21 protein-coding genes are annotated in these 21407 nt (G+C 67.5%); 11 read left to right on the top strand and 10 right to left on the bottom strand.

The window, feature by feature from the left end:
• Nucleotides 1–3: 3 nt before the first annotated feature.
• Both RM532_RS10945 and cysZ read right to left on the bottom strand, forming a co-directional pair.
• Nucleotides 4–1992 carry a M3 family metallopeptidase gene (locus RM532_RS10945; protein ID WP_311653368.1) on the bottom strand — a complete coding sequence of 663 codons (1989 nt, stop codon included), beginning with the start codon at nt 1990–1992 and terminating at the stop codon, nt 4–6.
• Entirely contained in the window at nt 1989–2711 is a 723-nt protein-coding gene (gene cysZ, locus RM532_RS10940; protein WP_311653367.1) for a sulfate transporter CysZ, read from the bottom strand. Before cysZ ends, RM532_RS10945 begins: the two co-directional genes overlap by 4 nt.
• Before the next feature lie 102 nt (nt 2712–2813).
• On the opposite strand from cysZ, the gene RM532_RS10935 reads away from it, so the two are divergent.
• Nucleotides 2814–3335, top strand: a complete 522-nt coding sequence (locus RM532_RS10935) for a glycine zipper 2TM domain-containing protein (protein ID WP_311653366.1) — start codon at nt 2814–2816, stop codon at nt 3333–3335.
• 13 nt (nt 3336–3348) lie between these two features.
• On the opposite strand, the gene queF is transcribed toward RM532_RS10935, so the two are convergent.
• Nucleotides 3349–3738, bottom strand: coding sequence for a preQ(1) synthase (gene queF / locus RM532_RS10930; protein WP_311653365.1), 390 nt, complete (start codon nt 3736–3738; stop codon nt 3349–3351).
• Between the two features lie 161 nt (nt 3739–3899).
• Here queF and smc point away from each other — a divergent pair, with 161 nt between their 5' ends.
• From smc to RM532_RS10905, 5 genes are all read left to right on the top strand, one after another.
• Nucleotides 3900–7418 (top strand): chromosome segregation protein SMC, encoded by a 3519-nt coding sequence (smc, locus tag RM532_RS10925; protein WP_311653364.1) that lies wholly within the window; start codon nt 3900–3902, stop codon nt 7416–7418.
• 50 nt (nt 7419–7468) lie between these two features.
• On the top strand, nt 7469–8275 hold the full coding sequence (locus RM532_RS10920; protein WP_311653363.1) for a cell division protein ZipA: 807 nt from the start codon (nt 7469–7471) through the stop codon (nt 8273–8275).
• Nucleotides 8272–10392: an NAD-dependent DNA ligase LigA gene (gene ligA, locus RM532_RS10915; RefSeq protein WP_311653362.1), complete on the top strand. Its 2121-nt coding sequence runs from the start codon at nt 8272–8274 to the stop codon at nt 10390–10392. Before RM532_RS10920 ends, ligA begins: the two co-directional genes overlap by 4 nt.
• 37 nt (nt 10393–10429) lie before the next feature.
• Nucleotides 10430–11581: a PQQ-dependent sugar dehydrogenase gene (locus RM532_RS10910; RefSeq protein ID WP_423246893.1), complete on the top strand. Its 1152-nt coding sequence runs from the start codon at nt 10430–10432 to the stop codon at nt 11579–11581.
• 65 nt (nt 11582–11646) lie between these two features.
• Entirely contained in the window at nt 11647–12033 is a 387-nt protein-coding gene (locus tag RM532_RS10905) for a hypothetical protein (protein WP_311653360.1), read from the top strand.
• On the opposite strand, the gene RM532_RS10900 is transcribed toward RM532_RS10905, so the two are convergent.
• From RM532_RS10900 to ispZ, 4 genes are read right to left on the bottom strand one after another with little or no spacing between them, the layout of a single operon-like run.
• The gene (locus tag RM532_RS10900) at nt 12023–14068 is read right to left on the bottom strand and encodes a TonB-dependent receptor family protein (protein ID WP_311653359.1); all 2046 of its coding nucleotides are present in this window, start codon (nt 14066–14068) and stop codon (nt 12023–12025) included. The genes RM532_RS10905 and RM532_RS10900 overlap by 11 nt on opposite strands.
• A gap of 7 nt (nt 14069–14075) precedes the next feature.
• Nucleotides 14076–14345 carry a BolA family protein gene (locus tag RM532_RS10895; protein WP_311653358.1) on the bottom strand — a complete coding sequence of 90 codons (270 nt, stop codon included), beginning with the start codon at nt 14343–14345 and terminating at the stop codon, nt 14076–14078.
• The gene (locus RM532_RS10890; protein WP_311653357.1) at nt 14342–14644 is read right to left on the bottom strand and encodes a YciI family protein; all 303 of its coding nucleotides are present in this window, start codon (nt 14642–14644) and stop codon (nt 14342–14344) included. The genes RM532_RS10895 and RM532_RS10890 overlap by 4 nt, the downstream gene beginning before the upstream one ends.
• Before the next feature lies 1 nt (nt 14645).
• The gene (ispZ, locus tag RM532_RS10885) at nt 14646–15191 is read right to left on the bottom strand and encodes a septation protein IspZ (protein ID WP_311653356.1); all 546 of its coding nucleotides are present in this window, start codon (nt 15189–15191) and stop codon (nt 14646–14648) included.
• A gap of 82 nt (nt 15192–15273) precedes the next feature.
• Between ispZ and RM532_RS10880 the strand changes: the two genes are divergently transcribed.
• From RM532_RS10880 to RM532_RS10860, 5 genes are read left to right on the top strand one after another with little or no spacing between them, the layout of a single operon-like run.
• Nucleotides 15274–15897 carry an L-threonylcarbamoyladenylate synthase gene (locus tag RM532_RS10880; protein WP_311653355.1) on the top strand — a complete coding sequence of 208 codons (624 nt, stop codon included), beginning with the start codon at nt 15274–15276 and terminating at the stop codon, nt 15895–15897.
• Between the two features lie 51 nt (nt 15898–15948).
• Nucleotides 15949–16968 carry a tryptophan--tRNA ligase gene (gene trpS / locus RM532_RS10875; RefSeq protein ID WP_311653354.1) on the top strand — a complete coding sequence of 340 codons (1020 nt, stop codon included), beginning with the start codon at nt 15949–15951 and terminating at the stop codon, nt 16966–16968.
• Entirely contained in the window at nt 16965–17825 is an 861-nt protein-coding gene (locus RM532_RS10870; protein WP_311653353.1) for a segregation and condensation protein A, read from the top strand. Before trpS ends, RM532_RS10870 begins: the two co-directional genes overlap by 4 nt.
• Nucleotides 17818–18480: an SMC-Scp complex subunit ScpB gene (scpB, locus tag RM532_RS10865; RefSeq protein ID WP_311653352.1), complete on the top strand. Its 663-nt coding sequence runs from the start codon at nt 17818–17820 to the stop codon at nt 18478–18480. Before RM532_RS10870 ends, scpB begins: the two co-directional genes overlap by 8 nt.
• Nucleotides 18480–19226: a pseudouridine synthase gene (locus RM532_RS10860; RefSeq protein ID WP_311653351.1), complete on the top strand. Its 747-nt coding sequence runs from the start codon at nt 18480–18482 to the stop codon at nt 19224–19226. Before scpB ends, RM532_RS10860 begins: the two co-directional genes overlap by 1 nt.
• Here the strand turns inward: RM532_RS10860 and RM532_RS10855 are convergent.
• From RM532_RS10855 to ubiG, 3 genes are read right to left on the bottom strand one after another with little or no spacing between them, the layout of a single operon-like run.
• Nucleotides 19223–19954, bottom strand: coding sequence for an SDR family NAD(P)-dependent oxidoreductase (locus tag RM532_RS10855; protein WP_311653350.1), 732 nt, complete (start codon nt 19952–19954; stop codon nt 19223–19225). The two genes, RM532_RS10860 and RM532_RS10855, sit on opposite strands and share 4 nt — an antisense overlap.
• Nucleotides 19947–20630: an HAD family hydrolase gene (locus RM532_RS10850; protein ID WP_311653349.1), complete on the bottom strand. Its 684-nt coding sequence runs from the start codon at nt 20628–20630 to the stop codon at nt 19947–19949. The genes RM532_RS10855 and RM532_RS10850 overlap by 8 nt, the downstream gene beginning before the upstream one ends.
• Nucleotides 20627–21340 (bottom strand): bifunctional 2-polyprenyl-6-hydroxyphenol methylase/3-demethylubiquinol 3-O-methyltransferase UbiG, encoded by a 714-nt coding sequence (ubiG, locus tag RM532_RS10845; RefSeq protein ID WP_311653348.1) that lies wholly within the window; start codon nt 21338–21340, stop codon nt 20627–20629. Before ubiG ends, RM532_RS10850 begins: the two co-directional genes overlap by 4 nt.
• Nucleotides 21341–21407 lie beyond the last annotated feature (67 nt).

Here is a 21407-nt window from a genome sequence, read left to right as displayed (position 1 = left end):
GGTCTACGGCGCCGGTTTGACCGGGGCGTTGCGCAGCTTCTCGAAGAAGGCATCTGGCCGAGTGTCGCGGCCTAGGAAATCCCGCACCAGTTCGCTGGCCGGACGTTCGCCGCCCCGTGCCAGCACGGTGCGGCGGAATCGCTGACCGACTTCGGGATCCATCAATCCGTCGTCGAAAGCGCTGAGCATGTCCAGCCCCAGCGCTTCCGCCCACATGTAGCCGTAGTAGCCGGCCGCATAGCCGCCGGCGATATGCCCGAACGTGGCGGGGAAGCGCGTGCCTTCGACATGGCCCAGCGGGGTTGCCGATTCCAGCTTCCTCCACCGCGTCATGGGGTCGACCGGCGCTGGCCCGGCCAGCTGCATGTCGTACTGGGCGTATAGCCACTGGCGGCCATAGAACAATGCCTGCCCCGCGCGACGCGATTCTTCCATGCGTTCCACCAGATCGGCGTCCACCGGCGGGCAGTCGGGACACACCCTCGGGATGGTTTGCAGCGATTCCAGCCGGTAACTCCAGGCCTGGAACATCTGGGATGGTGCCTCGACGAAATCCAGTTCCACCTCGGTGCCGCTAAGCATGGCGTAGCGGGTGGTTGACAGCACCCCGTGGAGGGCGTGCCCGATCTCGTGTAGATAGGTTTCCAGTTCGTCGGGTGTGAGACCACTGCGGGTGAAATTGGTCACCAGTACGGAAGTCGGCTTGCGGCCGGCCCGGGTGGAGGCACCGTGCACGCCGAAGGCCGCGGCATGGCCGTACTTGCCGTCGCGGGGGTGCAGGTCGAGATACAACCCCCCCAGCCGGATATCGCTGTTTCGGTCGTGCACGTGGTAATAGCGCACGTCCTCGTGCCACACCGGCACCTCGGCGGACACGAAGCGTAGGCCGTAGAGCTTTTCGGCCACGTGCAGCACCCAGTCGGTCATCGCCGGCATGGGAAAATGGCGCCGCATCGCCTCGGCGTCGATGTCGTAGCGGGACTCGCGCAGGCGGGTGAGGTAGAAGCTCTTGTCCCACGGCGCGAGCGTGACTTCGTCGCGGCCCGTGTGCTCGGCCTTCAACCGGGTCAGTTGCGCCAGCTCGGCGGTCTGCAGCGGCGCCAGCGTGTCGGCCACGCGGTCGAGAAAGGCATGCACGGTGCTGGGGTCACCGACCATGCGCCGGCGGGTGGCGAATGCCGCGTAGCTGTCGAAGCCGTAAAGGCCGGCCAGCTCCCGGCGCAGTGATTCCAGCTGGTCGAGGATGTCGAGATTGGCGTCGCCGCCACGGTTGTTGAATGCCCGGTAGAAGCGCTCGCGGGCATCGGCATCCGCCGCGTTTTCCATGAACGGGAAGTAGTGCGGATACTGCATCTGCAGCCGCAGATTGCCTTCGTCGTCGCCGGGCACGCGCTCGATGAAGGCGTCCGGCAGGCCGCGCTGTTCATCCGGGCCGAAGGTCAGCACCGTATCGTTCTCACGCAGGTTCTGCTGGAACTGCTGGCCCAGTTCCTCGATGCGCTGCAACAGCGTCTTGGCGCGCTGGCGACGCTCGTCGGGCAGAGCCACGCCGCTGTCCTCGAATTCGGCCAGCAGATGGGTCTGCAGGGCTTTGTCCGCGGCGTCATCGGGCACCACTGCCTGCACGCGCTGGAACAGCGCCGGGTTCTGGTAAAGGTCGGTCTCCAGCCTCGTGGTGCGGTTGATGCAGTCCTGTCCGGCATCCCGCACGGCCTGGTCCGGGTGAACGTAGGCCTGCAGGTAGGCCGGGCCGATGCGGTCCGACATCGCCATGTACAGGTCGTCCCACGCGGCCAGCACGTTGTCGACACCGGCCTGGTCGATCGGTACCTGGCGGATGTCTTCGGCCGCCTCACGGGCGGCCGCGAGACCGGCGTCGCAGGCCCGGTTCACGGCCTCGGCCGTGTCGAATATCTCGATGGTGGTGCGTGCCGAGGCAGGGCCGCCGGCAAGCACCAGCAGCAGGCAGGGCAGCAGGAAGCGTCGGTTCATCGGGATTTCTCCATGTGATCCAGCCACAGGGCGGTGGCACCGGCTACCGCGGCCGGCATGACGATCAGGTTGGCCAGCGGAACCATCGTGAACAGCGTGGCGGTGGCGCCGAACCCCAGGTTGAGCCAGCGGCGTTCGCGCAGCCGGCGCAGCTTGTCGGCGAAGGTCATGCCGCGGTTGCCCATCGGGTTGTCCAGGTACTCGAAGGCCAGCATGAAGGCACCGAACGCGAACCACAGCGCGGGCACGACCGTACCCAGCAGCGGAATCGGCAGCAGGACCAGGGTCAGCAGCAACAGCAGCACGGCCCGGCCCAGATACCAGCGCCAGCGGCGCAGTTCGCCGCCGACGGCATCCACCAGTTCGCCGCGCCAGCTACGGCCGGACTCGGGCTCCCGGCCGGTGAGGTGGCGTTCTACCCGGGATGACAGGATGCCGTTGAACGGCCCCGCAATCAGGTTGGCCAGTAGCGTGAACACGTAGCAGAACAGCAGCAGCGCCAGCAGCATGGCCAGCCACCACAGCAGGCTCTCCAGCCAGGCCAGCCAGCCCGGCAGTCCCGCCAGCCAGCTGTCCAGCCAGCCCTCGAGCTGATTGCCGAACAGCCACATCAACAACCCGATAACCAGTATATTGATGGCGATAGGGGCGAGCACGAACTTGCGCAGGCCGGGTTCGGTGATCAGGCGGAAACCCCGTAGCAGGTAACCCGGACCCACGGCCAGATCGGTGATCCGGTTCAGGTTTGGTTCAGTATTCGGCCGGTATGGTGTAGCGGTATTGGACATCACCCCGACTGGCAGTTGTCAAAAGGAGAAATCATGACACAACGCAAATCCGTGATGACGTGGGTGTTCGCCCTGGCGCTGACGCTGGGCGTGGCCGGCTGTGGTGCGGAAAGCGACCAGGCCGACACCGAATCGGCCGAAACGGCGCCAGCCGCACAGGAACAGGCTGCGGCCAAGCCGGCACCGCAGAAAGCTGAAGAGCCGCCGGTCTGCGGCAATTGCGGCACCATCACCTCGATCCAGGAGCGCAAGACCGAGGGCAGCAACAAGAGCAAGGGTGCTATCGCCGGTGCCGTGGCTGGCGCTATCGCCGGTGTCGTGGTCGGCAATCAGATCGGCAGTGGCTCCGGCAAGGATCTGGCCAAGGTGGTTGGCGGTGTCGGCGGCGCAGCGGCTGGCCACCAGGTCGGCAAACGCCTGGACACCGATACCTACTACGCCGTGACCGTCAACATGGAGACCGGCGGCAGTCAGACCATCAATGTGGCCGATGCGACACCGCTCTCGGTCGGTCAGCAGGTGAAGGTGGACGGCAACAACATCGTGCTTCGCTAGCTGATCGGACTGATCAGGGCAGGTTCACCGGCGCCGGCGGCTCCCAGCCCTCGGTGCGGTGCTCCGCCACCACGGTGGTATCGATACCGCCCCGAACGTAGAACTCGGCGGTCAGGCGCAGGAAACGCGGCGCCATGGCCGCCACCAGGTCGTCCAGGATGCGGTTGGTCACCGCCTCGTGGAACGCGCCCTCGTCGCGGAACGACCAGATATACAGCTTCAGCGACTTCAACTCCACGCAGCGCTGGTCCGGCACGTAGGCCAGGTGCAGCGTGGCGAAGTCCGGCTGGCCGGTCTTCGGACAAAGGCAGGTGAATTCCGGTATCCGCATGCGGATGGTGTAATCCCGCTCCGGCTGGGGATTGTCGAAGGTGTCCAGCTGGTTGCTCGGCGAGGTGGTCATGCGCGTGTCATCGGGGGTTGGTTCGGGGCCGCGTAGGTTACACTAGCGCAGCGTTTCGCAACGGGCCCGGCCAGCCGCCGGGGCCCGGATAACAATGACCGTGCCGGATCCGGCCAGTGGCCGGACGCGGGGTGCAACCCGGCACGCGACATGGGGCATCGATGCGGCTGACCGCCATCAAACTCGCCGGCTTCAAATCCTTCGTGGAGCCGACCACACTGCGTCTGACCAGCAATCTGGCCGGCATAGTCGGGCCCAACGGTTGCGGCAAGTCCAACGTGATCGACGCCGTGCGCTGGGTCACCGGCGAATCCAGCGCCAAGCAGCTGCGCGGCGAGGCGCTCGAGGACGTCATCTTCAACGGGTCGCGGTCGCGCAAGCCGGTTGGCCGAGCGTCAGTGGAACTGCTGTTCGACAACAGCGACGGCAAGCTGGGCGGCCAGTACGCCGGCTTCGCCGAAATCGCCATCCGGCGCGAGCTCTCGCGCGACGGCCAGTCCCAGTACCGCATCAACGGCGCTCGCTGCCGCCGTCGCGACGTGGTGGATCTGTTTCTCGGCACCGGTCTGGGCGGGCGCAGTAACTATGCGGTGATCGAGCAGGGATCGGTCAACCGGTTGATCGAGGCGCGTCCGGAGGACATGCGGCAGGTGCTCGAGGAAGCCGCGGGCATCTCCCGGTACAAGGAGCGACGTCGGGAGACGGAGAACCGCATCCGCCACACCCGGGAGAATCTGGACCGCCTCAACGACCTGATCAGCGAAGTCACCCAGCGGCTGGCCCAGCTCCAGCGCCAGGCTGCCAACGCCGAAAAGTACAAGCAGTACAAGAGCGAGGAACGCCGACTGCGCGCCGAACTGCTGGCCCTGCGCTGGCGCGAGCTCGACGGCGAAGCCGAACACCAGCAGACCCAGCTGGATGCCAGCAAGCGGGAACTGGAAACCCAGCGGGAGCAGGCCCGGGATCTGGCTGAACGCCGCCAGACAGAACAGACCGAGCAGCAGCGCGCCACCCAGGCCAGTCAGCAACAGCAGGCGGATTTCTACGCCGCCGAGGCCGAGGTGGCGCGGGTCGAGCAATCGCTGGCCCACGCCCGCGAGCTGGCTCGTGTGAAGCAGGCGGAAACCCGCGACATGGAAAGCCAGCTGGAAGATCTGGACCAGCGCATCGACGCCGCCGGCCGGGAACGCGCCCAGCTGCAGCAGGCGATCGACGACCAGAGCCGTCAGCTGGAAGCGGCCGTGGCCGAGCACAAGCAGGCCCAGGCCCGCCTGGGCAGTGCCGAACAGGCGGCCGAGGAGGGCGAAAGCGCCTGGGAAAGCCTGGCCGGCGACGAGAACAACCCGCTGCAGCGGGCGGAAACCGAGCGTGCCCGGCTGGAACATCTGGAGCAGAATCTCGCCGCCCTGGGCGAACGCCTGGATCGGCTGCTGGCCGAACGTGGCCGCATCGACGACGACGGCCCCAAGCAGGCCCTGACTGATGTCGAGGAAGCCCTGCAGGCCCTGGCCGGGGATCTGGAAACTGCCCGCGAGGATCAGCAATCCGCCGAGACCGATCTCACCCGTCTGCGCGACAACCGTCGCGCCGTGGACACGACCCTGCACGAGACCCGCGACGCCCTGGCAGCCGCGCGCGGCCGGCTGTCCTCGCTGGAAGCTCTGCAACAGGCGGCGCTGCGCGAGGATGACCAGGAGCTGCGCGAGTGGCTGATCGCTCGCAGCTGGGACGACGCCGCCAGCGCCGCCCATCAGCTGCGGGTTGCCGATGGCTGGGAGGCCGCGGCGGAGGCCGCGCTGGGCGGGTTCCTGCGGGCGCTGTGCCTGCCCGATCTGGATGCCCGTGTCGGCGAGGTCAACGAGTGGCCGGGTCAGGGGCTGACCCTGATCCACCAGGATCGCGAGGATCACGGCCCGCACGGGGCCGGCGGACCGCGGGGCACCCGCTCGCTGTCGTCGGTGCTGAGCGGCCCGGCAGTCCTGCGCCAGCTGGCTCAGCGGATTTTCCTGGTCGAGAACGAACGCGATGCCCATGAGCTGGTCGATCAGCTGCAGCCGGGCCAGATGCTGGTGACCCGCGCCGGATTCTGTCTGGGCCCCGGCTGGCTGCGCGTGCCCCGTCAGGACAGCGACGAACCCGGCGTGCTCAAGCGCGAGCAGGCCATCGATGAGCTGCACAGGGAAATCGACCGGCTGGCGGCGACCGAAACCGATCGTGCCGACGAGCTGGACGGCCTGCGTCAGCGCATTCAGGCCGCGGAAACCCGCCGCACCGAGCTCACCGAGCGGCTCGACGACCTGCGCCGCCGTCACGGTGAGCGGCTGGCCGAGCGGCAGGGTCTCACCGTCCGGGTGGAACAGATCCAGCGCCGGCGGCGCGAGCTCGACGCCGAAATCGAGGACCTCACCCGTCAGCGCAAGGAACACGAGCAGGCGGTGTCCCAGGCCCGGGAGCGGCTGGACGGCACCGCCGAGGCGGCGCGCGATTTCGTCCAGCGCCGCCAGACCCTGCAGGAACAGCTGCGCGAACAGCGCGAGCAGCGCGACCGCGCCCGGCGGGAGTGCGACGAGGTGGCCCAGCGCCAGCAGAATCTGCGGCTGGAGGTAACCGGCAAGCGCAGCGCCCTGGAAGCTGCCGAACAGCGGCTGGCCGATCTGCGTCAGCGGCGGACCCGCAGTGCCGAGCGGTTGCAGGTGCTGCAGGCCGAACTGGCCCAGTCCGCCCCGGAAACCGACCTCTCGCATGCCCGGGCCGAGGCCGAGTCGCGGCGAGAAGCCGCCCGCAAGGCGCTGGAAGCCGCCCGCACCGGGTTGGCGGATATCGAGGCCCGGGTGGCCGATCTCAGCCAGCGGGCGCAGGCGCTGGAAGCCGGCCTGGAGGCGGCCCGCGAGCGGGTCCAGCAGGCGCGGGTGGCCTTCGAGTCCGCATCGGTTCGTCGCCAGACGCTGGAGGAACAGCTGGCCGAGGCCGGCTACGCCCCGCGCCCCCTCTGCGACGAGTTGGCCGAGGATGCCGGCCCGGCGGACTGGGAGGCGCGGCTGGAATCTCTGGAACGGCGCATCCAGCGACTGGGGGCGATCAACCTTGCCGCGATCGAGGAATTCGAGACAGAGAAAGAGCGGGAGGAATATCTCCAGGGGCAGTACGACGACCTCATGGAGGCACTCGGCACGCTGGAACAGGCGATTGCCAAGATCGACCGCGAAACCCGCTCGCGCTTCCGCGACACCTACGAGCAGGTCAATCAGCGGCTGGGCGCGCTGTTCCCGGTGCTGTTCGGCGGTGGGGAAGCCCGACTGGAACTTACCGAGGACGACCTGCTGGCCACCGGTGTACGCATCATGGCACGGCCGCCGGGCAAGCGGAATGCCTCCATCCAGATGCTCTCCGGCGGGGAGAAGGCGCTCACTGCGGTGGCACTGCTGTTCGCCCTGTTCGAACTCAACCCGGCCCCGTTCTGCATGCTGGACGAGATCGACGCACCGCTGGACGACGCCAACGTCTCGCGTTTCTGCGACCTGGTCGGCCGCATGGCGGAGCAGGTCCAGTTCATCGTCATCACCCACAACAAGCTCACCATGGAGCTGGTGCAGCAACTGCATGGGGTGACCATGCAGGAACCGGGCGTGTCCCGGCTGGTCAGTGTGGATATCGATCAGGCGCTGGAAATGGCAAGCTAGAGGCGGGACCGGCTCCAGATGCGACACGCGATTCGACAGACGGAAATCTCATGACCGGCATTCAATGGGTATTGCTGATCCTGGTGGCCGGGGCGGTCGTCGGGGTTTACTTCTACCTGCGGCGGCAGTCCGGCGTGGACCCGTGGCAGGGCATGGAAGAGGGCGCGGACGGCATCGACCGGGGAGAATCCCTGGGTGGTGACTCCTATATTGTGGGCGTGCGCACCGTCGGCGGCCAGACCGAGGCCCAGGCGCCGCCATCGGGCCCCTCGGTGCCGCCGCAGTCCGACGCCGCGCCGCCACCGGCCGGTGACGATGCCGACGAACCCTCCTGGATGAACTTCACCACTGGCCGCGAGACCCCACAGCCGACGCGCAGCGAACCGGTCGAGGCGGTGCGCCCGCAGCGACCACCCAGCGGCGAGCAGCGGTTGTTCGTGCTGCACATATCCAGCCGCGACGGCAGCCTCTATGACGGGCCGGATATCCACGCCGCGCTGCAGGAGCAAAAGCTCAAGTTCGGGCTGCACGGTATCTACCATCGCATCACCGAGGCCAACGGCGTGCCCGAGTCAGTGTTTTCGGTGGCCAACATCCTCAAGCCGGGCTTTCTTGATCCGGTGGAGGCCGACCATCTGCAGACCCCGGGGCTGGCGCTGTTCCTGCAGTTGCCGGGACCGCTGGAGGGCAGCCGTGCGGCGCGCGATCTGCTGGACACCGCGGCGGCGCTGGCCGAGCGGCTGGGCGCGGAGGTACTCGACGACAAGCGCAGCCTGCTCAAGCCCCAGACCGCCCAGTACATGCTGGACGAGATCGCCGAACTGGATCGCCGTCAGCGGCTCGCAGCCCACCGGTGAGCGGTCGCGGGGTCGCGGCGCGTCTCGAAGAATTACGCCGCACGCTCAACGAGCACAATTACCGCTACTACGTGCTCGACGAGCCGGCCGTCAGTGACGCCGAGTACGACCGCCTGTTTCGTGAACTCGAGGCGCTGGAAGCCGAGCACCCGGAGCTGGTCACCGCGGACTCGCCTACCCGCAAGGTCGGCGCGCCGCCGGCCGATATGTTCCGGGCCGTCACCCATCGCCAGCCGATGCTGTCGCTGGGCAACTGCTTCGACGACGCCGAACTGGCCGATTTCGATCGCCGCGTGCGCGAGGGTCTCGGAATCGAACAGGTCCATTACACCGCCGAACCCAAACTCGACGGGATTGCTGTCAATCTGCTTTATGAAGATGGCGTGCTGACGCGGGGCGCCACCCGCGGTGATGGCGATCAGGGCGAGGACATCACCGACAACGTGCGTACCATCCGCAATCTGCCGCTACGCCTGCGCACCGACCGGCCGCCGGCGGCACTCGAGATTCGCGGCGAGGTGATCCTGCCGCGATCCCGCTTCGAGGCTCTTAACCGGGGGCTGGCCGAAAACGGCGAGAAGACCTTCGTGAACCCCCGCAACGCCGCGGCCGGCAGCCTGCGGCAACTGGACTCGGCGGTCACCGCCCGTCGCCCGCTGATGCTGCAGGTGTACGGGGTGGGCGACGTCGCGGGCGCCGAGCTGCCCGTCAGCCACCGTGAACTGCTGGCACGACTGCAGGACTGGGGGTTGCCGGTCAATCAGTTTGTGCAGGTCGTGGATGGCCTGGACGGCTGTCGTGATTATTACCGGATCATGCTCGAGCGCCGCGACCGGCTCGACTACGACATCGACGGCTGCGTCTACAAGGTCGATGACCAGCGCCAGCGCGATGAACTGGGCTTCGTGGCCCGGGCCCCGCGCTGGGCGATTGCCCACAAGTTTCCGGCCGAAGAGGCGGTGACGGTGCTGCGCGATGTCGAATTCCAGGTCGGGCGCACCGGCGCGGTGACCCCAGTGGCCCGGCTCGAACCGGTATTCGTGGGCGGGGCGACTGTTTCCAACGCAACCCTGCACAACCTGGACGAGATCGCCCGCAAGGACGTGCGCATCGGCGACACCGTGGTGGTGCGCCGCGCCGGCGACGTGATTCCGGAGGTGGTGCGTCCGCTGCCGGACAAACGGCCCGGCAATGCCCGCGTGATCGAGTTGCCCGCCGAATGCCCGGTGTGTGGCTCGACCGTACGGCGCGACCCCGGCGAGGCCGTGGCCCGCTGTACCGGCGGGCTGTTCTGCCACGCCCAGCGCCGCGAGCGCCTCAAGCACTTTGCGGCCCGCAAGGCGATGGACATCGAGGGTCTGGGCTATCGTCAGATCGAACAGTTCGTGGACGAGCGTCTGCTCGAATCACCCGCCGATATCTACCGGTTGGCCGGGCATCGGGATGCCCTGGTTGAGCGTGACGGCTACGGCGAGAAATCGGTGGACAACCTGCTGGCTGCCATCGAGGCGAGCAAGCAGACCACACTCGGCCGCTTCCTGTTCGCGCTGGGCATCCGGGAGATCGGCGAGACCATGGCCCGCGACATGGCTGCCCATTTCGGAACCCTGGAGGCCCTCGACGACACCGCCCGCGCCTATGCCGACCGTCGTCGCGCCGCTCTCGCCGAGGTCGAAGGCGACGAGGCGGCCGCCGACAAACAGCTGCGTGATGATCCGCTGCGCCAGGTCCCGAATATCGGCCCGCGGGTGGCCGGTCAGCTCGGCGACTTCTTCGCCGAGCCGCACAACCGGGAGGTTGTTGCCGATCTGCGCGCGATCGGCGTGAGCTGGCCGCAGGCAGATCCCGCCGCCGCCGGCGGCCAGCCCCTGTCCGGCAGGACCTTCGTGCTCACCGGCACCCTGGCGGACTGGACCCGCGACGAGGCCCGGGCCGCGATCGAGGCCGCCGGGGGTCGGGTGACCTCGAGCGTGTCGAGCAAGACCGATTACGTGGTGGCCGGGTCTGATCCCGGTTCCAAGCGAGACAAGGCCGAGCGCCTGGGCGTCACCCTGCTCGACGAGGCCGGCCTGCGGGCGCTGCTGGCGAACGAACCGGACCCGCCCGGGTCCGAGTAGGCAAATCCATCTCATCCCGAACAGCCCTCTCATGACCATGACATTCTTCCGACGCCTGCCACCGCGGCGGTTCACCGCCGGCACCGTTTTCTGGGCACTGGCACTCGGCGGCATCAGCGCCTGCACCGCGGCCGAGCCGCCGGACGGCATGGTCAGCAGCGAGCAGGCGAATTTTCAGGTGGAAACGGTCGCCGAGGGGCTGAATCAGCCCTGGTCACTGGCCTTTCTGCCGGATGGCGACAGGCTCGTGACCGAGCGGGGCGGGCGGCTGCTGCGCCTGTCCGACGGCGAAGCCCGAGCCATCGAGGGCGTGCCGGAGGTGGCCACGGTCAACCAGGGCGGGTTGCTGGACGTGGTCCTGCACCCGGCGTTTGCGGACAACCGGCTCATCTACTTCTGCTATGCTGCGGCCGCCGATGGCGGCTATGCCACCCGCCTGGCCCGGGCGCGGCTGACCGATGATCGATTGGCGGATCTCGAGGTGCTGTTCACCGCCGAACCCTATGTGCGTGGCGGTCGCCACTTCGGGTCCCGTATCGTGTTCCGGGACGGGTATCTGTTCCTCACCGCCGGTGAACGGGGTAATCGCGAACACGCCCAGCAGCTCGACAAGTATCACGGCAAACTGATCCGCCTGACCCTGGATGGTGACATCCCGGACGACAATCCGTTCGTTGGCGACAGCGATGCCCGGCCCGGCATCTACAGCTACGGACACCGCAACCCCCAGGGCATGATCGTGCATCCGGACACCGGCGACATCTGGCTGCACGAGCACGGGCCGCAGGGTGGTGACGAGATCAATCGCATCCGCGCGGGGGCCAACTATGGCTGGCCGGTGGCCACCTTCGGCGAGAACTACGGCGGCGGGCGGTTCGCCCCCGAACCGCCGCTCGAGGGCACGGTGTCACCGGTGCATCACTGGACGCCGTCGATTGCGCCTTCGGGGATGGCCTTCTACCAGGGTGATGCTTTTCCGGCATGGCAGGGCGACCTGTTCGCCGGGGCGCTCAAGCTCACCCATCTGGCGCGGCTGGAGCTCGAGGACGGCGAGGTGGTGGCCGAGGAGCGGCTGCTCGACGACACCGGGATGCGGATACGTGACGTCCGCGTCGGGCCGGACGGATATGTCTATCTGCTGACGGACGGCAGCGACGGTCGGCTGCTGCGGCTGGTACCTGCGTCCTAGGATTTGCTTGCCCCACCTGCGGCACCCGGTTAGCCTGCCAGCCGGATTGCCGACGGGGATCGACCTTGGGAAGCCACTGGCTTGACGTGACCACCGACGAGATTCGCGCCCGGCGCGATGCGCAGGCGCAACTCGACCAGCGCCGGGCCGGGCGGCTCGATGCCGCCCAGCACTGCCTGACCGAGGTGGTTCAGCCGGTGTTCGAGGCCGTGGCTGAACAGCGGGGCTGGCAGTTGCAACGGGTCGATCCCGACCGCGCCAGTGGCCCGCCTGCCTTGCGCATGGTCGGCGAAGGCCTCAAGCCGGCCTGGGCCGAGGTGGGCTTCGACACCCTTACCGGCATGGCGGTGTTGCGTCGGCACCCGGGCGGCGCCGGCTCGAAACCGGCGGCCACGGCGCTGCGCTGTGGCGATCTGGACCGGGACGGGCTGACGCGCTGGCTTACAGGCTGAGCGTTGCCCCCAGGTAGAAGTTTCGGTCCGGGGCCGGTTCGAAGAAGCGCCCGTTGAAGTCGTTGATGCGGACGTTGCTGAAGAACTCGTCGTCCAGGATGTTGTTGATGCCCACGTGCACCGTGAGCAGGTTCTCCCAGAGCCGCTGCTCCACGCCGATGCGGCCGTTGACCACGCCGTAGCCGGCCACCTTTACTTGGTTGGCGTTGTCGGCGTACAGCTCGTCGTAGATCTGCACGTCGAGGATGGCGAAGCCGGTGCCGGGCTTGCGCCAGGCCAGCTCCCCGAAGAACACGCTCTCCGGAATGCCCGGGATGCGTTCGCCGGCGAAATCATTGCCGTTGACGTCGGTGAACTCCTGGAAGACGAAATCCGAGTAGGTGTAGGCAGCGCTCAGGCTCAGGTCGCTGGTGAGGTCCCAGGCCAGCGAGGCCTCGACACCGCGGCGCTCGGATTCGCCGGAGTTCTCGTAGAAGTCGCGCTCGCCCATGTCGAACACCACCAGTTCATCTTCCACGTCGACCCGGAACAGGGCCAGGTCGTAGCGGATGCGGGTGCCGATGAAGCCCTTGGCACCCACTTCGTAGTTGATCGCCTCCTGCGGCTGCAGGTCGGGGTTGAAACCGCCGCCCCCTGACGGATTGGCGAACTCGGTGAAGGTAGGGCTTTCGAACGCGGTGCCCACGGTGGTATAGACGCTGTGGCGCTGGGTCACGGCATAGGTGGCGCCGACGGTGCCGCTGAACTCGGAGAAGCTGCGTTCGCCCGAATCGTCGAAATCCCCGGGGCCGGCGCTGCGATCGTCGATGGTGAACTCGAGATCGTCGTAGCGGATTCCGGTGGTTAGGTCCAGGCGATCGGTCAGCGATAGCACGTTCTGGGCGTAGATGCCGATGGAATCGGCTTCTTCCTGCTGTTGCAGGGTGCGGGTGCCCGGCTGACCGCCCGGCTGGGTGACCAGGAAGCGTTCCCGGTCGTCCGACTGGAACTCGGCGTCCATCCCCATGGTGAAGCGGTTGGGGAAGCCGGCGATCGGCGCGGTGCGGGTGTACTGCAGGCCGGTGCCGTAGAAATCCCGGACATAGGCGATCAGGCTCGGGCCGGGAAAGGGCAGCTGCTGCTCGAAGTCGCGGCGGGTGTAGAACACCCGGCCGGTCAGCTGGTCCACGTCGCTCAGGGCGTGCTCGTAGATCACCCCCAGCGTCTGCTGATCCACTTCCTGGCCGGAATTTAGCCGGGCGGCGTTGGCCGAGGCCTGGCGCCGATCGTCCCGGACCTGGTCGCGGTCGATACCGGCCGGGTCCTCGCCCAGCGGCTGATCCAGCACGCGCACGATGGTCTCGATGCTGGCATCGTCGGACAGCTGCACGTTGAACTTGCCGTTGAATAGGCGCTTTTCGGTTTCGCTCTGGTCGCGATAGCCGCGGTAGTTCATGTTCCAGGCGCTCAGGGCGTAGCCCCAGCCGTCATGCTGTTTGGCGGCCCGGGCGCTGATCCGGTTGTAGCCGAAACTGCCGTACTCCGCCGCTGCTTCGCGCAGCGGATAGTCGGTGGGGGACAGGGTGTCGATGTCGATCACGCCGCCGGTGGCGTTGCCGTAGAGCGCCGAGGAGGGGCCGCGGATCACCTCGATATTCTCGACTGTGGTCAGGTCGATGGCGTCGGACTGGGACTGCCCGTCGACCACCGTTTCCGGAATGCCGTCCACTAGCAGCTTGATGCCGCGAATGCCGAAGGGACTGCGGGCGCCGAAGCCGCGGATGGATACCCGCAGGTTCTGGGCAAAGTTGTAGCGATTCTGGGCGAACAGGCCGGGGATGCGCACCAGCGATTCATCCAGCTGCAGGCCCTGCCGGCCCTGGGTCGCGTCCTGTTCGTCGACCACACCGACGGCCGCCGGGGTGTCCTGTAAATCCCGTTCGATGCGGGAGGAATCCACGGTGATTGGTTCCAGCTCGGTGGTCTCCTGACCATAGGCCGCGGGAACACCAGCGGCGGCCAGCAGCAGGGCACCGGTCAGGCGACGCGTGGGCATGGCGGTGTCAGTCGTCGGGCGCCAGGGCGCGGATGGATACAGCATGAATGTCAGTCCTCATCATGTCCCCGAGGGCGTCGTAAACCAGGCGATGGCGTTCCAGCAGGCTGCACCCGGCGAACCTGGCGGAACGGATCACCACCGCGAAATGGCCGAGACCGCTGCGGGCTCCGGCGTGGCCGATGTGCTTGTGGCTTTCATCGATCACGTCGATCTCGTTCGGGGCCAGTTCCGTGATCAGGGCCTCGCGGATACGCTGGACGCGCTCGGCCGTCACGCCGGCAGCACCTTCCGGAAGGGCCTGACCACGGTTTCACGGTAGACGCCGGCTTCCACGTAGGGGTCGGCATCGGCCCAGGCCCGGGCGTCCTCCAGGCTGTCGAACTCGGCCACCACCAGGCTGCCGGTGAAGCCGTTGTCGCCGGGGTCGTTGGCGTCGACCGCCGGGCAGGGGCCGGCGAGGATCAGGCGGCCCTGTTGCTGTAGCTCGTGCAGCCGCGCCAGATGGGCCTCGCGGGCAGGGCGGCGGCGGGGCAGGCTATCGTCGACGTCGGTGGAAATGAAGGCGTAGAGCATGTCAGGCCTCGTCGCTGGCGGATTCCTGAATGTGCGGGCTGAGGTAGAAGCCCACAGCGATCATGAATACCAGGCTCAACGCGGTTACGCCGAACAGCTTGAAGTTGACCCATACGGTTTCGCTGAAGCTGAACGCCACCGCCAGATTGAGTACCGCCATTAGCAGGAAGAAGCCGGTGGCCATGAAAGTCACCCGCCGCCAGATCAGCGCCGGCACGGTGATCTGGGATTCCAGTGCCCGCTGCACCAGGGTCTTGCGGCCGATGAAGGCGCTGGCGGCCAGGGCCAGGGCGAAGGCCACGTAGAGCACGCTGGGTTTGACCTTGATGAACAGCGGATCGTGCACGGCGAGAGTGAGTCCGCCGAACACTACCGCCAGCACCAGGGTCACCAGATGCATGTTAGATACCCGGCGCCTGACCAGCCAGGTGCCGGCTACCAGCACGATCAGGGCCACCATCAGCACGCCGGTGGCCACATAGATGTCGTACATGAAGTAGGCCACGCCGAAGGCGATCAGCGGCAGGTATTCCATCAAGGCGTTCATGGGCGCGATTGTACACAGACGGCGAGCCGCTGCAGCCGCCACCGTCGCGGCTGCTTGACCCGGTGCGCTATCCTCGCGCGCCATGGCAGAAACCATCCGCATCCATCCCGAGAACCCGCAGCAGCGGCTGGTGGCACGCGTGGCCGATCAACTGCGCGGCGGGGCGGTGATCGCCTATCCCACCGACTCCTCCTACGCGCTGGGCTGCGCCATCGGCAACAAGCCCGCCATCGACCGCATCCGCTGGATTCGCGGTTTCGGGCGCGAGCACTACTTCACCCTGCTGTGCCGCGATCTGTCGGAGATCGCCACCTATGCCAAGGTGGAGAACGCCAGCTTCCGGCTGCTCAAGGCGCTGACCCCGGGTCCCTACACCTTCGTGCTGCCGGCCACGCGCGAGGTGCCTCGCTGGCTGTGGCATCCCAAGCGCAAGACCATCGGCATCCGGGTGCCCACCCATTACACCGCCACGGCGATTGCCACGGCACTGGATTCTCCCATCATGTCGGTGACCGCGCTGCTGCCGGATGACGACATTCCGCTGTCCGATCCCGGCGATGTGCAGGCGCGTCTGGGCGCCCATGTGGACGTGGTGGTGGACAGCGGTGCCTGCAACCTGGAGCCGACCACGGTGATTGACCTGACCGGCACCACGCCGCGCATTCTCCGGGTTGGCCGCGGGCCGGTGGACGCGGTGACCGGCTGACGGTCGGGATTTCCGTATAATCCGGGCATCGTCTTCGCAACCCCTCGCCGCGTGCCCTCCAACACCGCCAAACCCGTCGTGCTTTCCGGTATCCAGCCCTCCGGTCGCCTCACCATCGGCAACTACATCGGGGCGCTGAAGAACTGGGTGGCGATGCAGGACACGCACGAATGCCTGTTCACGCTGGTGGATCTGCACGCCATCACCGTCCGCCAGGACCCGGCAGCCCTGCGCGAGTGCTGCCACGAATTCCTCTGCCTGTATCTGGCCTGCGGGCTGGACCCGGCGAAATCGACGCTGTTCGTGCAGTCGCATGTGCCGGCCCACTCCCAGCTGGCCTGGATCCTGAACTGTCACACCGCGATGGGCGAGCTCAATCGCATGACCCAGTTCAAGGACAAGTCGTCCAAGCACGCCGACAACATCAATGCCGGCCTGTTCGGCTACCCGGTGCTGATGGCCGCCGATATCCTTCTCTACCAGGCCGATGCGGTGCCGGTGGGCAACGATCAGAAGCAGCATCTGGAACTGGCGCGCAATCTGGCCCAGCGCTTCAATGCCCGCTACGAGGCCGAGGTGTTCACTGTGCCGGAGCCTTTCATTCCGGAGGTGGGGGCGCGGATCATGAGCCTGGGCGAGCCCACCGCCAAGATGTCCAAGTCCGACGAGGTGGAAGCCAACTATGTGGCCCTGCTGGACGAGCCCAAGCGGGTGGTCAAGAAGATCAAGCGCGCGGTCACCGATTCGGACGCCGAGATCCGCTTCGATGAGGCGGCCAAGCCGGGGGTTTCCAACCTCCTGTCGATGTACTCGGCGGTTACCGGCGAGCGCATTCCCGATCTCGAAGCCCGGTTCGCCGGCGAGGGTTACGGCAAGCTCAAGGGCGAGCTGGCGGATGCCGTGGTGGCCTTTCTGGAGCCGTTGCAGGAACGCTACCGGACGTTCCGGGATGATCCGGGCAGCCTCGACGCGATCCTCCGGGATGGCGCCCGGGCGGCCCGCGAGCGGGCGGCGCCGACGCTGGATCGCGTGTTCGAGGTCAGCGGCTTCATTCCGGCCGCTACCGGATGAGCGAACACCCGGCCGATTTCGTCGACGAGCCACCGCCCGCGGCGATCCTGGTCCGCGGCGAACGCCTGGACCAGCTGCCGGACGACCTCTACATCCCGCCCGATGCCCTGCGGGTCATTCTGGAGGCCTTCGAAGGCCCGCTCGACCTGCTGCTCTATCTGATCCGGCGGCAGAATCTGGATATTCTCGATATCCCCATCCAGCGGGTGGCCCAGCAGTACGTGGCCTACATCGAGCTGATGCAGGAACTGCAGATCGAACTGGCCGGGGAATACCTGCTGATGGCCGCGATGCTGGCCGAGATCAAATCGCGCATGCTGTTGCCCCGGCCCAGCGCCGAGGACGATGAAGGCGACGATCCCAGGGCCGAACTGGTGCGGCGGCTGCAGGAGTACGAGCAGTTCAAAACCGCCGCGGAGAATGTCGATACGCTGCCGCGAGTAGGGCGCGACATGGCGGTGGTGCAGCTGTCGGCCGAGCAGGTCGACATCGACCGGCCCCAGCCGATTCCGGCGCTGGCCGACCTGCTGCTGGCCTTCAAGGAGGTCATGCAGCGGGCGGAGCTGTTCGCCCATCACCAGATTGAGCGCGAGCCGCTGTCGGTGCGTGAACGCATGAGCGGTATCCTGCAGCGGCTGCAGGGCCGGGGCGCGACCCCGTTTTCCAGTCTGTTCCCGAAAAGCGAGGGGCGGATGGGCGTGGTGGTGACCTTTCTCGCGATCCTGGAACTGGTGCGCGAAGCGCTGGTGGAAGTGGAGCAGACCGAACCCTATGCGCCGTTGTCCCTGCAGGTGGCCGGGGCTCGCGGCGACCGCCGCGGCAACGACGACGTGATCACGAGCGATGGCGATGATTGAGGAAAAGATACTGGGCTGCGTGGAAGCCCTGCTGATGGCCGCGGACGGCCCGCTGACCGTGGCCCGGCTGGAAATCCTGCTGGCGGAAGACGGGGCGCCGGATCGCAAGGCCATCCGCACGGCGCTGTCGGCGCTGCAGTCGGATTACGCCGGCCGCGCGGTGAATCTGGTCGAGGTTGCCGGGGGCTGGCGATTCCGGGTCGGCGCGGATTACGCTGGCCTGCTCGGCAAGCTGTGGGAGGAACGCCCCCCCAAGCTGTCGCGAGCGCTGCTGGAGACCCTGGCGTTGATCGCCTATCGCCAGCCGATTTCGCGCGGCGAGATCGAGGAAGTGCGCGGGGTGTCGGTGTCGTCATCCATCATCAAGACGCTGCTCGAACGTGAATGGGTGCGCGTTGTGGGCTACCGGGAAGTGCCCGGCCGGCCGGCGCTGTTCGGCACTACCAGCCAGTTTCTGGACGATCTCGATCTCAAGCGTCTGGAGGATCTGCCGTCGCTGCCGGAAATCCGCGACCTGGATGATCTCGACGCCGCGGCCGATCGGCTGCGCGCCGGTGCCTCGGACGAGCAGGAAGGCGAGGACGACCACGCCTCGACCACGCCCGAGGTGCCGGCCGCCGATGACGCCGATTCCCCCTCCGACGCGCTCCACTGATGGCCGAACGTCTCCAGAAGATGCTGGCCCGGGCGGGCTATGGTTCGCGGCGCGAGATCGAACGCTGGATCGCGGCCGGGCGCATCCGCGTGAACAACCAGGTGGCCGAACCCGGCCAGCCGGCCGGGCTCGATGACCGCATCACCCTGGATGGCCGACCGCTGTCCACTGCCCGGGCAGCTTCGGTGCCGCGCCGGGTGCTGGCCTACAAGAAGCATGTTGACCAGGTAGTCACCCGGCGCGACCCCCAGGGTCGGCCCACGGTGTTCGCCAGGCTGCCGCGGCTGGCCGCCGGGCGCTGGCTGGCGGTGGGGCGATTGGACGTCAATACCTCCGGATTGCTGCTGATGACCACCGATGGCGAGCTCAAGCGGCGTCTGGAGCATCCCAGCCATCGCCTGGAGCGTGAATACGCCGTGCGCGTGCACGGGCCGGTGGACGAGCCCATGCTGGATCGGCTCACGGAAGGGGTGATGCTCGAGGACGGACTGGCACGCTTCGATCGGATTCTGGAAGGGGAGAACCCCAGCCGGGCCAACCGCTGGTTCCGTGTGACGGTCACCGAAGGGCGCAACCGCGTGGTACGTCGCCTCTGGGCCAGCCAGGGGGTGGAGGTCAGCCGGCTGATGCGGGTGCGCTTCGGCCCGGTACCGTTGCCCACCGGGATCAAGGCCGGCGGCTGGCGCGAACTGGCGTCGAAGGAAGTGGCGGCGTTGGCCCGTGCGGTAGGTCTGTCCGGCCGCTAGACGCCCTGGCCCGGATCCAGCGTTTGCCCGTTGATGCCGTGGCCTGACGGTCCCAGCAGATGTAAACAGGCCGATACCGCCCGGTCTGTCGGCTGTGCGTTGTCGTCCCGGCTGGGAAAGGCGCGAGCCCGTAACGGCGTGGCCATCGGCCCCGGGCGCAGGGCATTGAAGCGCAATGCCTCGCGATGGCCGTGTTCGGTGGCGAACAGCGCCATCAGCGCCGATACTCCCGCCTTGGCGACCGCGTAGCCGCCCCAGAACGCGGTGTCGCCGCGCCCGACCTCGTCATCCAGAAACACCACTGAGGCATCCGGCGACTGGCCCAGCAGCGGAAGGCAGGCCTGGGTGAGCGCGAAGGGCACGGTCAGCCCCAGGTGCAGGGCGCGTTGCCACTCCTCCAGTTCCAGCCCAGCCAGCGGCGTGAGTGCCTGGAAGCGCACGGCGGCATGTACCACACCATCCAGCCGCCCCAGATCGGCCTCGATGCCTTCGGCCAGCGCCTGATAGGGATTGCCGCTGGCGCGGGTGAAATCCACCGGGAACAGGCAGGGGGCGGGCCCGCCGGCCGCCGTGAGGCGGTCGGAAAGCGCTTCCAGCTTCTTCTGCTGGCGGCTGGCCAGCACCAGCTGGGCGCCGGCCGCGGCGGCGGCCTCGGCCAGGGCGCGGCCGAAACCGCCGGTGGCGCCGGTTATCAGGATCACGCGATCCTGCAATGCGGGTTCAGGCATGGGTTTCCCGGATGGACAGAAGGTCGGCCACGGCAGCAGGCAGTTCCGATGCCTGGGTTATGAGCTGATCGGCGCCCCAGCCGGCGACGTCCTCGTCGCCGTCGAAATAGCCGTAGAGCACGCCGATGGTGGGCATGCCGGCGGCCCGGCCGGCAGCGATGTCCCGGTCGGAATCACCGACGTAGATGCAGTCGGCCGGCGCCAGCCCGAGCTGTTCGCAGGCCAGCAACAGCGGGTCGGGATGGGGCTTGGCCCGGGCGGCGCTGTCGCCGCCAATGACGCAGGCCGGCGGCGGAGAGAAGGCCATGGCGGTCATCAGCGGGTTGGCCAGGGCGCTCATCTTGTTGGTGACCACGCCCCACACGTGCCCTGCCGCCGCGATTTCGCCCAGCGCGGCGCGGATGCCGGGGAACGGCTGGACGATGTCCACCAAGCGCTTACGGTAACAGGTGAGGAATCTCCCGTAAGCATCTGAATATTCAGTGTCATTCGGCGTCAGTCCCAGGCCGCGGAAAAGCATGCCGCGCCCGCCCATCGAGGCGGTGTGACGCAGGGCGGCCAGCGGCAGCGGGGTCAGGCCCCGTTCGCGGCGCAGATCGTTGAGGGCGCCGGCCAGGTCGGGCGCGGTGTCGAGCAGGGTGCCGTCCAGGTCCAGCAGGACCCCGTGACGGCTCATGCGCCGTCCCCGGTCGGGCGGACCGCGTGCAGGAAATAGTTGACGTCCGGCCGGGTGCCGAAACGGGTAGTGCGCAGGAAGGGGTTGTAGTGCATGCCGGCGATTTCCCGGGTGGCCAGTCCGCTGTGGCGTGCCCAGCCGGACAGTTCCGACGGCCGGATGAACTTGGCGTATTCGTGGGTGCCGCGCGGTAGCAGGCCGAGCACGTACTCGGCACCGGCAATCGCCAGCAGCCAGGCGGCGGGGCTGCGATTGATGGTGGAGAACACGACCGCGCCGCCGGGCTTCACCAGCCGGGCGCAGTCATCCACGATCACGCCGGGATCGTCGACGTGTTCGAGCATTTCCAGACAGGTGACCAGATCGAAGCGGCCGGCGGCCTCGGCGGCCAGATCGCGGGTGCTCCGACACTGATAGACTACGTCCAGGCCACTGTCGGCCGCATGTGCCGTGGCGGCCTCGATCAATCCCGGCGCCAGATCGATACCGATCACGTGGGCACCAGCGCGAGTCATCGCCTCGCTGAGCAGGCCGGCCCCGCAGCCCACGTCCAGCACTCGCTTGCCGGCCAGGCCTACCCGGCGGTCGATCCAGCTTGTGCGCGCCGGATTGATGTCGTGCAGGGGGCGCATGTCGCCGTCGGGATCCCACCAGCGCTGGGCCAGGGCATCGAATTTGACGAGTTCTTCCTGTTGACTGGTGTTGCTCATGGTTCGCTCAACATTAACCGCAAAGGACGCGAAGAACGCAAAGCCGGGATGGATTGAGAAAACCCTC

It is taken from the genome of Spectribacter hydrogenoxidans, assembly GCF_031846275.1.
Classification (GTDB): Bacteria; Pseudomonadota; Gammaproteobacteria; order Nevskiales; family Salinisphaeraceae; genus Spectribacter; species Spectribacter hydrogenoxidans.
The sequence above is the reverse complement of the archived record's forward strand: the minus strand, read 5'-3'. Positions and strand labels throughout refer to the sequence as shown.

Coding starts and splice junctions, on each gene's coding strand:
- smc (WP_311653364.1), top strand. CDS start 3,900: ATGCGGCTGACCGCCATCAAACTCGCCGGCTTCAAATCCTTCGTGGAG.
- RM532_RS10880 (WP_311653355.1), top strand. CDS start 15,274: ATGGCAGAAACCATCCGCATCCATCCCGAGAACCCGCAGCAGCGGCTG.
- RM532_RS10920 (WP_311653363.1), top strand. CDS start 7,469: ATGACCGGCATTCAATGGGTATTGCTGATCCTGGTGGCCGGGGCGGTC.
- RM532_RS10850 (WP_311653349.1), bottom strand. CDS start 20,630: ATGAGCCGTCACGGGGTCCTGCTGGACCTGGACGGCACCCTGCTCGAC.
- RM532_RS10890 (WP_311653357.1), bottom strand. CDS start 14,644: ATGCTCTACGCCTTCATTTCCACCGACGTCGACGATAGCCTGCCCCGC.
- scpB (WP_311653352.1), top strand. CDS start 17,818: ATGATTGAGGAAAAGATACTGGGCTGCGTGGAAGCCCTGCTGATGGCC.
- RM532_RS10870 (WP_311653353.1), top strand. CDS start 16,965: ATGAGCGAACACCCGGCCGATTTCGTCGACGAGCCACCGCCCGCGGCG.
- queF (WP_311653365.1), bottom strand. CDS start 3,738: ATGACCACCTCGCCGAGCAACCAGCTGGACACCTTCGACAATCCCCAG.
- ubiG (WP_311653348.1), bottom strand. CDS start 21,340: ATGAGCAACACCAGTCAACAGGAAGAACTCGTCAAATTCGATGCCCTG.
- RM532_RS10935 (WP_311653366.1), top strand. CDS start 2,814: ATGACACAACGCAAATCCGTGATGACGTGGGTGTTCGCCCTGGCGCTG.
- RM532_RS10860 (WP_311653351.1), top strand. CDS start 18,480: ATGGCCGAACGTCTCCAGAAGATGCTGGCCCGGGCGGGCTATGGTTCG.
- RM532_RS10945 (WP_311653368.1), bottom strand. CDS start 1,992: ATGAACCGACGCTTCCTGCTGCCCTGCCTGCTGCTGGTGCTTGCCGGC.
- RM532_RS10855 (WP_311653350.1), bottom strand. CDS start 19,954: ATGCCTGAACCCGCATTGCAGGATCGCGTGATCCTGATAACCGGCGCC.
- ispZ (WP_311653356.1), bottom strand. CDS start 15,191: ATGAACGCCTTGATGGAATACCTGCCGCTGATCGCCTTCGGCGTGGCC.
- RM532_RS10910 (WP_423246893.1), top strand. CDS start 10,430: ATGACATTCTTCCGACGCCTGCCACCGCGGCGGTTCACCGCCGGCACC.
- RM532_RS10900 (WP_311653359.1), bottom strand. CDS start 14,068: ATGCCCACGCGTCGCCTGACCGGTGCCCTGCTGCTGGCCGCCGCTGGT.